Here is a 13,736-nt window from a genome sequence, read left to right as displayed (position 1 = left end):
GTTGGCGAGGCCGTGGTGGTGGACGAGGACGCCCTTGGGGCGGCCGGTGGAGCCTGAGGTGTAGATGGCGTAGGCGAGGTTCTGGCCGTCCAGGGCGCGCTCGGGCGCGGTCGCCGGGTACTGGCCGATGGTCGCCTGCTCGCGCTCGACGACGACGAGGGTGCCGTCGTACTGGGCGCCGACGGTGTCGGCCAGGGCGGCGGAGGTGACGATCACCGGGGTGGCGGTGTCGGTGAGGACGTAGGCGAGGCGGTCGGCGGGCCAGGACGGGTCGAGCGGCAGGTAGGCGGCGCCGGCCTTCCACACGCCGAGCAGGGTGGGGACGAGGTCGGGGCCGCGCTCCAGGCAGACGCCGACGAGGACGTCCGGTCCGGCGCCGAGGGTGAGCAGGTGGTGGGCGATGCGGTTGGCCCGCTCGTCCACCTCGGCGTAGGTCAGCCGGGTCTCGCCGGCGATGACGGCGAGCGCGTCCGGAGTCGCGGCGGCCTGCGCCTCGATCAGGTCGACGGTCAGGCCCTGTGGCCAGTCGACCGAGTCGCCTGCGGCCCAGGTCGTGAGCTGGGTGCGCTCGGTCTCGGGCAGGTGGGAGAGGGTCGCGTCGCCGTTGGGGTCGGCGGCCATCGCCTCCAGCACCAGCCGGTAGCGCTCACCCAGGGAGTTCAGGTTCGCCCGGTCGATCGCGGTGCTCATGCTGTCGAGGTTGATTCGGCCGCCACGCACGATCACGTTGAGGGCGAACGAGTTGGAGCCGTCGCCCATCGACCCGTCCAGGTCGACGGAGTTCTCGTCCACGACGTGGAAGTCCAGGTACTCGAAGAGGATCGAGACCAGATCTCCGGAGCTGCCGGCGGCGCGCTGGACGGCGGGCATCGGGTAGCGGCGGTGGGACCAGATGGCGGTCTCCGTCGCGTAGGTCTGCTCGACCAGCTCACGCCAGGTCTTCGCGCCCCGACTGGTCGGGAACGGCAGGGTGTTGAGGTGCATGCCGAGCACCCGGTCCGCGCCGGGCGCCTCCAGGCGGCCGTGATAGACGACGCCGGTGTGGAAGGCGTCCTCGGCGGTGAGGCTGCCGAGCACCTTGAGGTGCGCGGCCAGCAGGACGCTCTTCAGCGACGTCTTCGCCTCGCCGGCGAGACGACGCAGGCCGTCCTCGATGTCCGTGTAGGGCACCCGGGCATGCAGCTGCTCGACACCGGCGTCCGGGGTGCCGAAGGAGGTCGGCAGGACCAGCGGGCTGTGGGTGTCGACGAGCTGCTGCCAGAAGGCCTGGGTCTGCGGGTCGGAGAGTGCGGTCTGCTCGGCGGCGATGAAGTCCGCGTAGCGGACCGACGGCACCTCGTAGACGGTCGGCTGCTCGCCGTTCCGCAGGCTGCGGTAGCAGGCGAGGATCTCCATCACCAGGGTGTGGTAGCTCCATCCCTCGGTGACGGCATGGATGTGACTGAACGTCAGGCGCCAGGCCTGGTCGGACTCCAGGTGCACGGCGATGCGGACCAGCGGCGCGTCGGCCAGCTCGAAGCCCAGGGCGCGCTCGGAGGTCATGAACTCCTGCTTGCGCGCCGCAATCTCCTCGGCGGCGAGCGCACGCAGGTCGTGGATCGCGACCGGGACCTCGGCGGTGGCGTGGACGAGCTGGAGGGGCTGGCTGTAGCCGTCCAGGTGCATCGAGGTGCGCAGGATGTCGTGCCGGGCCACCACGGTGTCGAGCGCGCGGCGGAACGTCGGTGCGTCGAAGGGGATTTCGTCGGGGACGAGGAAGGAGTTCAGGTTGTGGTAGGTGTTGCGACCCTGTGCTGCGAGCATCTCGACGAGCATGCCGGTCTGGACCTGGGAGAGCGGGTAGGCGTCGACGATGTCGGCCGGGAGGGCCGCGCGGTCGTCGTCGCCGATGAGGGCGAAGGGCTCGACGGCGGTGATCAGGGAGTGGCCGGCGCCGTCACCGATCCGGGCCGCGAGGGCGGCGATGGTGCGCTGCTGGAAGACGTCGGGGATGGTGACGTCGTAGCCGGCGGCGCGCAGGGCGCCGACGAGTCGGACGGCGCGGATGGAGTCGCCGCCGAGGTCGAAGAAGCTGTCCTCGACGCCGACCTGGGGCAGGCCCAGGACCTCGGCCCACACCGCGGTGAGGCGCTCCTCGACCGGGGTGCGGGGGGCGGTGTAGCCGCCGGTGGCGAACGCGTCCAGGTCCGGGGCGGGGAGGGCGCGGTGGTCGACCTTGCCGCTGTTGCTCAGCGGGACGGCGTCGATCGTCACGAACGCGCCCGGGACCATGTACTCGGGCAGCTGCCGGCCCAGTTCGCGCCGTACGGCGGCGATGTCCGGCGCGTTGCCGTCCTCGGTCACCAGGTACGCGACGAGGGCCTCGTCGTGGACGGTGACGACGGCCTGGCGGACCTGCTCCAACCCGCTCAGGACCGTCTCGATCTCACCCAGCTCGATACGGTAACCGCGGACCTTGACCTGGCTGTCGATCCGGCCCAGGCACTCCAGACTGCCGTCCGCCAGGAACCGCGCCAGGTCACCCGTCGCGTACAGCCGCGAACCCGCCGCGCCATACGGGTTCGGCAGGAACTTCTCCGCCGTGAGGTCCGCCCGGCCGTGGTAGCCCCGGGCCACCCCGTCACCGTCGATGAACAACTGACCCGTCACCCCCGACGGAAGCAGCCGCAGCCCCTCGTCCAGCACGTACAGGCCGGTGTTGGCCAACGGGTGGCCGATGCTCACCGCACCCGCACCCGTAGGCACCTCCCAGAAGCTCGACCAGATCGTCGTCTCCGTCGGACCGTAGACATTGACCACCCGCCGCGTGACCGCCGACAGGGCGGACGCCAGGTGCCCGGGCAGCGGCTCGCCACCCGTCAGCGCGGTGACCGACCGCTCCTCGAAACCCGCCTCCAGCAGTAGCCGCCACGCCGACGGCGTCGCCTGCACATGACTCACCCCATGCGCCCCGACCAGAGCGATCAGCGCCGCCGGATCCTTCACCTCGTGGTCCCGCGCCAGCACCACCCGGCCACCCGTGACCAGCGGCAGGTGCAGCTCCAGACCCGAGATGTCGAACGACACCGACGTCGAGGCCAGCCACACCGAACCATCCGGCACACCCAGGTCGTCCCGCACCGAAGCCAGCAGGTTGTGCAGCGCACCGTGCCCGATCATCACGCCCTTCGGACGCCCCGTCGAACCACTCGTGTACAGCACGTACGCCAACTGCTCCGGATCCGTCACCGCGCCCGGCACGGCAAGGGCCGGCGTCTCGTCGAGCACCACCGTGTCCAGGTCGATCCTCGTCCCGGCGAAGTCCACCGCCTGACCGCTCACGGTGACCAGCACCGCCGCGCCCGAGTCCGCCAGCATGTAGTCGATCCGCTCACCCGGCAGGGCCGGATCGATCGGCAGATACGCGCCACCCGCCAGCCACACGCCGTGCAGCAGCGGCACCAGATCCGCCTCACGCGGCAGGCACACACCCACCACGCTTTCCGGACCGACACCAGCCGCCCGCAACAGGGCGCCGAACCGCGCCGCCCGCTCCGCCACCTGCCCGTACGTCAGCTCCACATCACCGACCACCACCGCGACCGCGTCCGGCGACTCCACGACCCGGGCCGCGAACGCCTCCGGCGCACTGACCGTCGACCACACCACCTCACGCCCCGGCGCCGACAACACCGCCACCTCGGCCCCGGACAACGGCACCACACGCGCGTCACCCTCCGGATCCGCCGCCATCGACTCCAACACCGACCGGTACATCCCACCCAACCGCTCCAGGCCCTCGGCACCGAAGGCCTCGGTCGTGCTGCTGAGGTGGAAGCGCCCGTCACGGGTGATGACGGTCAGCCCGAACTCGTTGGCGCTCTCGCGCAGTTCGGCGGAGGTGTCGACCTCATCGGCGTCCAGCTGGTGGAAGTCGTGGAAGTCGAACATCACGGAGACCAGCTCGCCGCTGCTGCCGGCGGCGCGCTGGATGGCGGGCAGCGGGTAGCGGCGGTGCGACCAGATGGCCGTCTCCGTCGCATAGGTCCGCTCGACCAGCTCACGCCAGGTCCTCGCACCCCGACTGGCCGGGAAGGGCAGGGTGTTGAGGTGCATACCCAGCACCCGGTCGGCACCCGGCGCCTCCAGACGGCCGTGGTAGACGACGCCGGTGTGGAAGGCGTCCTCGGCGGTGAGGCTGCCCATCACCTTGAGGTGGGCGGCCAGCATGACGCTCTTGAGCGAGGTCTTCGCCTCGGCCGCGAGCTTGCGCAGCCCCTCCTCCAGGTCCGCGAACGGCACCTGCAGACCGGTCCGGCCGCCCGCGTCACCGCTCCAGGTGGCGGGCAGGACCAGCGGGCTGTGGGTGTCGACGACCTGCTGCCAGAAGGCCTGGGTCGCCGGGTCGGCCAGCGCGGTCTGCTCGGCGGCGACGAAGTCCGCGTAGCGCACCGGCAGCGGCGCCGGGGCGGCGGTCTCGCGGCCGTCCCGCAGCGCCTGGTAGTCGCCCAGGAGCTCCACCAGCATCGAGTTGACGGACCAGCCGTCGGTGATGGCGTGCGGGTAGGTGAGGGTCAGGTACCAGGACTCGTCGGACTCCAGGTGTGCGGCGACGCGCATCAGCGGAGCGGCCGTGAGCTCGAACGCGGCGGCGTGCTCGGCGGCGGCGAAGGCACGGCCGTGCTCGGCCTGCTGCTCGGCGGTCGAGCCGCGCAGGTCATGGACGGTGACCGGGATCCCGGCGGTCGCGTGCACCAGCTGGAGCGGCTGCGAGAACCCGTCCAGGTGCATCGAGCTGCGGAGCGTCTCGTGGCGCGCGGTGATCAGCTCGACGGCGCCGCGCAGGGCGTCCGGAGAGAAGGCCTGGCGGTCCGGAAGGCGGAAGGAGGTGATGTTCTGGTAGACGTTCCGCCCGTGGGTCGCTGCCAGCATCTCGACGAGCATGCCGGTCTGGACCTGGGAGAGCGGGTAGGCGTCGACGACGTCGGCCGGGAGGGCCGCGCGGTCGTCCTCGCCGATCAGGGCGAAGGGCTGGACGGTGGTGATGAGGGACTCGCCGGTGCCGTCGCCGACCGCGATGGCCATGGCGGCGATGGTGCGCTGTTCGAAGACGTCGCGGACCGTGATGTCGTAGCCGGCGGCGCGGAGGGCTCCGGCGAGTCGGACGGCGCGGATGGAGTCGCCGCCGAGGTCGAAGAAGCTGTCTTCGACACCGACCTGGGGGAGGCCGAGGACCTCGGCCCAGACGGCGGCGAGGCGTTCCTCGACCGGAGTACGCGGGGCGGTGCGGTTACTGGTGGTGAAGGCGTCCAGGTTCGGGGTCGGGAGGGCGCGGCGGTCGGTCTTGCCGCTGCTGTTGAGGGGGATGGCGTCGAGGGTGACGAACGCCGCGGGGATCATGTATTCGGGGAGGGTGGTGGCGAGTTCGCGGCGCACGGTGGTGAGGTCGACGCCGGTGTCGTCGGTGACGAGGTAGGCGAGGAGGGTGTCGTCGCGGACGATGGCGACGGCCTGGTGGATGTGGTCGAGTGCGGTGAGGGCGGTTTCGATCTCGCCGAGTTCGATGCGGTAGCCGCGTAGCTTGATCTGGTTGTCGATGCGGCCGAGGTAGTCGATGGTGCCGTCGGGGAGGTAGCGGGCGAGGTCGCCGGTGGCGTAGAGGCGGGTGCCGGCGGGGCCGTACGGGTCCGGCACGAACTGCTCGGCGGTGAGTTCGGGGCGGTTGAGGTAGCCGCGGGCGATGGCGGGGCCGCCGACGTGGAGTTCGCCGGGGACGCCGATGGGGACGGGGTGTCCGGCGGGGTCGAGGAGGTGGATGGTGAGGTCGGTGAGGCGGGTGCCGATGACGCTGCGGCGGGGGCCGGTGAGTTCGGCGGGGGTGACCTGGTGGAACGTGGCGTAGACGGTGGTCTCGGTGGGGCCGTACATGTTGACGAGGGCCGGGTTGTTCCAGCCGAACGTGCTCGTCCAGTCGGTGAGTTCGGTGACGTCGAGGCGTTCGCCGGCGAACACGACGGTGCGCAGCGCGAGGGTGCCGGTGGTGCTGCCGGTGTTGGTGCTGGTGGTGAGGGTGGTGGCGAGGGAGCGGAATGCGGAGGGGGTCTGGCAGAGCATGGTGATCTGCTCGGTGGTGAGCAGGTCGGCCATGTCCTGGGGGGAGCGGGCGACCATGGCGGGGACGACGACGAGGCGGCCGCCGTGGAGGAGGGCGCCCCACATCTCGTAGACGGAGACGTCGAAGGCGTAGGAGTGGAACAGGGCCCAGACGTCGTTCGCCGCGAGGGCGAGCTGGTCGCGGGTGGCGGTGAACAGGCGGGCGACGTTGGCGTGGGTGAGGCTGACGCCCTTGGGCCGGCCGGTGGAGCCTGAGGTGTAGATGACGTAGATCTGGTTGTCCGGACGCACGCCGGTCACCGGCGGGGTCGCCGGGCGGGCGTTGATCTCCGCCGCGTGGACATCGACGAACACACGGGTGCCCGTGAACTCCAGCTCGTCCAGGGCGGAGTGGGTGACGAGCAGGTCGGCCTTGGCGTCGGCCAGCATGTAGGCGAGGCGGTCGGCGGGGTTGGCCGGGTCGAGCGGCAGGTAGGCGGCGCCGGACTTCAGGATGCCGAGGAGGGCGGGGATGAGGTCGGGGCCGCGTTCCAGGGACAGGCCGACGATCCGCTCGGGGCCGGCGCCCAGCGCGATCAGGTGGTGGGCGATGCGGTTCGCCCGCTCGTCCAGCTCGGCGTAAGTGAGGTGGGACGCGCCGCTGGTCAGCGCGATGGCGTCCGGGGTGCGGGCGGCCTGGGCGGCGAACAGCTCGTGGACGCAGTCCTCGACCGGCTGCTCGACGGAGGTGTTCCAGGTGTCGAGCAGCAGCTCACGCTCCGCGGCCGGCAGGAAGTCGATCGCGGAGAGCCGGGCGTCCGGCGTCGCGGTGAGGCCGGCCAGCAGGTTCAGGTAGTGCGCGGCCATCCGCTCGATCGTGCCGCGGTCGAAGAGGGCGGTGGCGAAGCAGAGCCGGGCCTCCAGCGGCCCGTTCACGCCGTCGGTGATGTCCAGGGTGAGGTCGACCTTGGCGATCCGGTCGGCGGACTCGGGGCGCACGGTCAGGCCGGGCAGCTCGAAGGCGGGCGCCTGGTGCTCGCGGAGGATGAAGTCGACCTGGTACAGCGGCGTGCGTGAGAGGTCGCGCTTCGGCTGCAGCTCGTCGACGAGGCGGGCGAACGGCACGGACTGGTGCTCGTAGGCGTCCAGCATGGTGCGGCGGCCGGTCGCGAGCAGCTCGCGGAAGGTCGGGTCGCCCTGCCAGTCGAGGCGGTTGACCACGACGTTGATGCCGTAGCCGATCAGCCGCTGGAGCTCGGGGCGGGCGCGGCCGGAGACGGTGACGCCGACGGGGATGTCGGTGGTGCGGGTGTAGCGGGAGACCAGCGACTGGAAGGCGGTGAGCAGGACGACGAACCGGGTGACGTCGTTCTCGGCGGCCACCCGCTGGGCCCGCTCGGCGAGTTCGGCCGGGATCGTGAAGGTGACGGCGTCGCCGGCGGACTCGCGGCGGGCGGGGCGGGGGCGGTCGGTGGGCAGGTCGATGACCGGGACGTCGGACAGCCGGCCGCGCCAGTAGTCGAGCTGGCGGTCGAGCACGTCACCGCTCAGCTCCTTGCGCTGCCAGGCGGCGAAGTCGGCGAACTGGACCGGCAGCGGGGCGAGCGGGGAGGGCGCGCCGGCGGTGAACGCGGTGTACAGGGCGCCGAGTTCCTCCGCGAAGACGCCCATCGACCAGGCGTCGCACGCGATGTGGTGGAAGGTGACGACCAGGATGTGCCGGTCCTCGGCGAGGGCGAACAGCCGGGCACGGACCGGCCAGTCGCGCTCCAGGTCGAACGGGGTGACGATCTCCTGCTCGGCGAGCTCCCGGGCCCGCGCCTCGCGGTCCTGGACGGGGACGTCCGCCAGGTCCACGACGGGGAACGGCGGGGCCGCGGGAGCGTCGACGATCTGGACCGGCTCCTCGCCGGCCAGCAGGTAGCGGGTCCGCAGGATCTCGTGGCGTGCGACGATCTCCGTCCACGCCGCGCGCAGGGCGGCGCGATCCAGCGTCCCGTCGAGCCGCAGCGCCAGCGGTACCAGGTACTCGGCGCTGTCGGGCTCCAGGCGGTTGAGGAACCACATCTGCTGCTGACCGAACGTGACGGGCAGCGGCTGGTCCCGATCAACCGTGGTGATCAGGGACCGGCGACCGCCCCGCTTGCCGGCCAGCCGGCGCCGCAGCAGCTCCTCGCGCTGCGCTGCCACGTCCTGCTTGGTCGACTTCATGTCGCCGGTGTTCATTCCTAGTTCTCCTTGGAGTTCGTGGCGGCGGCGCCGGCCGTGGCGGTGCTGGGGGCGAAGAGGTCCGACTCCGCGATCTCGGAGTCGCTCAGCTGCTCGATCTCGGCCCTGATCTGGTCCTCGATCGCCGCGGCCAGACGGCCGACGGTGGGCTGGGCGAAGACGGTGCCGATGGAGAGGTCGATGTCGAACTCGTCCTGGAGCTGGGAGGTCATGCGGATGGCCAGGATGGAGTGGCCGCCGAGCGTGAAGAAGCTGTCCTGCACGCCGACCCGGGGCAGTCCGAGCAGTTCGGCCCAGATCTGGGCGATCCGCTCCTCGGTGGGGGTGGTGGGCGGCTGGAAGCCGTCGTCCCCGGCGTCGATGTCGGGCAGGGCCCGGCGGTCGACCTTCCCGTTGGCGGTGAGCGGGATCCGGTCGATCACCGTGAGGGCCGACGGGACCATGTAGTCGGGGAGGCGCTCGGCGAGCGCGGCCCTGACCGGTTCGAGGTCGACGGGCCCGGTGCCGTCCGTGACCAGGTAGCCGACCAGCGACTTCTCACCGGTGGTGCTCTCCCGGACGATCACCACGGCGTCGCGGACCGGTGCCAGCTCCGACAGTACGGCCTCGATCTCTCCGAGTTCTATGCGGTAGCCGCGCAGCTTGACCTGGGTGTCGATGCGGCCGAGGAAGGAGATGCTGCCGTCGGAGAGCACCCGGGTCAGGTCGCCGGTGCGGTAGAGGCGGGAGCCGGCCGGGCCGTAGGGGTTCGGGACGAACTTCTCGGCGGTCAGCTCGGGCCGGCCGTGGTAGCCGCGGGCCAGGCCCTCGCCGCCGACGTGGAGTTCGCCGGCGACGCCGACCGGGACGGGCCGGCCGGACCGGTCCAGCACCAGGGTGGTGGTGTTGGGCAGCGGGCCGCCCAGCGGTACGGCGGCGGCCTGCGGCCGGTCGACGGGGTGCACGGTGGAGCCGATCGAGGCCTCGGTCGGTCCGTACTCGTTGATCAGCCGGCCGGGGCCGAGGGCCGTGAGCCAGCGGTTGGCGAGGCGGGCGGGCAGTTCCTCGCCGGCCACCAGGACCAGCCGGGCCAGTGCCGACATCCGGTCGTCGGTCAGCTGGTCGGTGAGCAGTTCGAGGTGCCCGGGGGTGAGCTTCACGAAGGCGTAGGGCGCACCGGCCAGCAGCGTCTCGCCGAGGGTGGCGAGGTCCAGGTCGGCGGGCAGGACGTGCACCGCGCGGCCGGTGATCAGCGGCACGTACAGGTTGGTGGCCGGCAGGTCGAAGGCGATGGAGCTGAACAGCGGGGCGCCGCCCTCGGCGCCGGTCAGGTCGCGGGCCGCCCAGCGCAGGTGGTTGGCCAGGCCGCGGTGGTGCACCATGACGCCCTTGGGGCGGCCGGTGGAGCCGGAGGTGTAGATCGCGTAGGCGAGCAGCTCCGGGTCCCCGGAGCGGGCGGGCCGCTCGGCCGGGCGGGCCTCGACGGCGGCGCGGTCGGCGTCCAGCAGGACGAGGGCGCCCTGGTGGCCCGCCGTGGCGGAGGCCTGGTCGGAGGTGGTGACGAGCAGCGGCGAGCGGCAGTCGGAGAGGACGTGGCGCAGCCGCTCGGCGGGCAGCGACGGGTCCAGCGGCAGGTAGGCGGCGTCGGCCTTCCAGATGCCGAGCAGGGCGGGGACGAGCTCCGGCCCGCGGGCCAGGCAGAGGCCGACGACGGTGTCGGGGCCGGCGCCCAGGGCGATCAGGTGGTGGGCGATGCGGTTGGCCCGCTCGTCCACCTCGGCGTAGGTCAGCCGGGTCTCGCCGGCGATCACGGCGACGGCGTCGGGGGTGGCCCGGGCCTGCTCCTCGAACAGGTCGAGGGTGGTGCCGGCCGGCCAGTCGGCGTGCTCGCCGGTGCCCCAGCCGGTGAGCTGCTCGCGGTCCCGCTCGGCCATGATCCCGGCGGCGGCGAGGGTGACGGCGGGCTCGGCGGTGACGGACTCCAGCAGGCGCAGGAAGTGGTCGGCCAGCCGCTCGACGGTGGTCCGCTCGAACAGCGCGTCGGTGTACTCGAAGGCGCCGCTCCAGGTGCCGTCGGCCTCGCTGCGGACGTAGAGGGTGAGGTCGGTCTTGGCGACCTGGCGGGCCGGGTGGAGGTAGTCGATGTCGGCGCGGTCGGGCATGCCGCCGATCAGCTGGCCGTCGTGCAGGTTGAAGGCGACCTGGTAGAGCGGGGTGCGGGACTGGTCGCGCTCGGGGCGCAGCTCGTCCACGATGTGCTCGAAGGAGAGGTTCTGGTGGGCGAAGGCCTCGCGGCAGACCACCCGGACCTTCTCCAGGGCCTCGGTGAAGGTCAGGCCCTCCGCCAGCCGGCAGCGCAGCACCAGCGAGTTGAGGAAGAAGCCGACGGTGCGGTCGACCTCGGGCCGGGTGCGGCCGGCGACCGGGGTGCCGATCACCACGTCCCACTGGCCGCTGAGCCGGGCGAGCACGGTGCCGAAGGCGGTCAGCAGCGTCATGAACGGGGTGGCCTCGCGGCTCTGGCCGAGGTCGGTGACCGCGGCCATCAGGTGCTGCGGGATGTCGAAGGTGACGACGTCGCCGTGCGGGTCGCGCTTGGCGGGGCGCGGGTGGTCGGCGGGCAGCTCCAGCGGGACGAGCCCGTCGAGCGCGGTGCGCCAGTAGTCGAGCTCGTCGGCCAGCCGCTCCTTGGAGTGCCACTCCTGCTGCCAGCCGGCGTAGTCGGCGTACTGCACCGGGACGGCGGGCAGCCGCGGGGTGACGCCGGCCCGCAGGGCGGCGCACAGCTGGTGGAACTCCTCCTCCAGGACGGCGGCCGACCAGCCGTCGCAGGCGATGTGGTGGATGGTGACGAGCAGCAGCTGCTCGTCGCCGTCGGCGGGGGTGCGGGCCAGGGTGGCGCGCCAGAGCCGGCCGGAGGCGAGGTCGAAGCCGGTCTCGAACTGCTCGCGGAAGAGCTCGACGATCCGCTCGCGGCTGCCTTCGGCGCACCGCAGCTCGATCGGCAGGGTTTCGCCGATCTCCTGGAGCGGTTCGCCGTCGACGACGGTGTAGCGGGTGCGCAGCGCCTCGTGGCGGTCGGCGAGGGTGTCGAGCACCAGGCGGACGGTGTCGGCCTCGACGTCCCCGGGCAGCCGCAGGAACAGCGGGGCGGTCCACTCCGGGCTGGGCTCCATGGTGTCGAGCAGCCAGATCCGGCGCTGGCCGTACGAGAGCGGCAGCGGCCGGTCGCGGGGCACCGGAGTGATGCCGGCGGCGGTCGGCCGGGCGTCCGCGAGCAGGGCGACCTGCTCGCGGACGGTGACCGCGCCGAACAGGTCGGCGAGCACGATCGGGGTGCCGGTGGCCTCGTGGAGGCGCTTGGCCAGCTCGGTCATGATCAGCGAGTAGCCGCCGAGCTGGAAGAAGTTGTCGTCCAGGCCGACCTGCGCCACCTCCAGCAGCTCGGACCAGATCCGGGCCACGGTCCGCTCGACGGCGGTCACGGGGGCGACGTGGGCGGGGCGGCCGGGCGCGGTGTCGGCGGGCGCGGCCTGCGGGCGGTCGGCCTCGTCGAGCAGCTCCAGGACGCCGTCGCCCTGCCAGCGGACCAGGTCGCCGGTGGCGTGCATGCGGCTGCCGGCGGTGCCGTAGACGGCGGGGCGCAGCCGCTCGGCGGTGGTGCGCGGGTCGCCGAGGTAGCCGGTGCCGGCGCCGAGGCCGGCCGCGTTCAGCCGGCCGGGGACGCCCGGCGGGACGAGGTCGCCGTACTCGTCGAGGACGAGCAGCGGGATCCGGTCGATCGGGCGGCCGAGCAGGGTGTTCGGGCCGGTGCGGTCCGGGTCGACGGTGTGGGCGGTCACCGCGAGGGCGCCGTCGAGCAGGTGGACGCTGCACACTTCCTCGGCGCCGGCGGCGGTCAGGGCGCGCGCGGTGCCGGCGGTCAGCCCGGCGCCGGCGGCGAGCACCAGGCGGGGGGCGGTGCCGGGCCGCAGGTCGGCGGCGGCGAGCAGCGCGGGCGCGCCGGCCAGTACGGTGGCCCGCTGCTCGGCGGCGACGGCGGCGAGGCCGGCGGGGTCGCTCACCGGGACGGCGGTGGCCCCGGCGGCCAGGGCGGCGAACAGCGGGGCGAACCAGCCGTCGGTGCCGCCGGCGCAGAGCACCCGGTCGCCCGGCTCCAGGCCGAACTCCTCGATCAGCCAGTCGATCTGGTGCAGTACGGCGGCCTGGTCGAGGACCAGGGTGCGGCCGGTGGCCGGGTCGTGGCGCAGCCAGGCGGCGTCGGTCGGCCCGGCGGGTCGGCCGGGGTGGTCGGCGGGCCGGTCGGCGAGGTCCCGCGCCAGCGCGCGGGGGCCGACGACCCGGGCGGCGCCGTGCCGCTCGGGCGCGTCCTCGTCCAGGGTGAGGACGAGCTCCACCCGGGCGGGCAGGGCGCCGAGCGGGAGGTCGGCGGGCAGGGGCAGGACGGCCGCGCCGGCGCGCCAGACGCCGAGGGCGGTCCGCGCGAACGCCGCCCCGGGGGAGAGGCGCACGCCGACGACGCCGCCGGGCGCGATGCCCGCCTCGGCGAGGAAGTGCGCCAGCCGGCCGGCGTGCTCGTCGAGCCGGCGGTAGTCGGCGCGGTCCTGGTGGTCGGACACGGCGATGGCGTCGGGAGCCCGGCGGGTCGAGCTCGCAATCAGGTCGTGCAGGGAAGGCCGCGGGGTCACGAGAGCTCCTCGCTCGGTGTCACGGTGGGGTGGGCGGTACGACGACGCGCGCTCTCCCGCGGCGGCCGGTGGGGGCCGCCGCGGGAGAGCGGGGTCGTTCAGTTGGCGGCGGCCTGGGCGGCCATCCGGGTGCGCAGGCTCAGCGGGCGCATGTCGGTCCACACCTCGCCGATGCGGGTGAGGCACTCCTGCTTGGTGCCGCCGGTGCCCTCGGCCCGCCAGCCGTCCGGCAGGGCGCGGTCCGCCCACCAGATCGAGTACTGCTCCTCGTCGTTGAGCACCACGAGGTAGCTCTGCTCGTCGACAATCTGCTCAGCCATGACGCTCCCAGGTCGGTTGAGGCCGGTGCCGCCATGGGCGGCTGGATGCACGGGACGGCCGAGCTGTTGGGCGGGCCGGCTGCCCGCACACTCGTCCGACTGCCCGGGAAGTCTGCGGTGGCCCGCTATAGACGCTCTATACCGCCGGATCCGGCCGTCGGCGTGCCTTCCGGCGCAGGTCACGAGGGGTGCGCGGGCCCCGGATCGGGGCGGTCCGGGGCGTGGTGGAAATCACGATTGCTTATATCGAGTGGGTTGCGGTGGCCGAAAAATGCCCTTCCGCCACCCTGGGTGTCCATTACTTGACTTCATGTCATTCGATGACAGAAACTCGACCGGGGGCGTGCAGGGAGTGACATTTCCGTGGCTCGGCCCAGCCGGGGGGCAGCCATATTCAAGGCCCCCGTGTGAAGAAGTTCAGAGATTCCTCGGGGGACGTTTCACCATG

The 13,736-nt window shown here is 72.8% G+C and carries 3 protein-coding genes; all 3 read right to left on the bottom strand.

Annotated elements, in window-relative coordinates; all coding sequences use genetic code 11:
• On the bottom strand, nucleotides 1-8,298 hold an 8,298-nt coding region (locus tag ACZ4UX_RS36540), incomplete at its 3' end, for an amino acid adenylation domain-containing protein (RefSeq protein ID WP_465709804.1).
• A 2-nt stretch (nucleotides 8,299-8,300) separates the two neighbouring features.
• Nucleotides 8,301-12,968, bottom strand: a complete 4,668-nt coding sequence (locus ACZ4UX_RS36535; RefSeq protein ID WP_465709803.1) for an amino acid adenylation domain-containing protein — start codon at nucleotides 12,966-12,968, stop codon at nucleotides 8,301-8,303.
• A 98-nt stretch (nucleotides 12,969-13,066) separates the two neighbouring features.
• The gene (locus ACZ4UX_RS36530) at nucleotides 13,067-13,288 is read right to left on the bottom strand and encodes an MbtH family protein (RefSeq protein ID WP_329488965.1); all 222 of its coding nucleotides are present in this window, start codon (nucleotides 13,286-13,288) and stop codon (nucleotides 13,067-13,069) included.
• Between the last annotated feature and the right edge of the window lie 448 nt (nucleotides 13,289-13,736).

The sequence above is a fragment of the Kitasatospora sp. NPDC028961 genome (assembly GCF_055564815.1).
The sequence above is the reverse complement of the archived record's forward strand: the minus strand, read 5'-3'. Positions and strand labels throughout refer to the sequence as shown.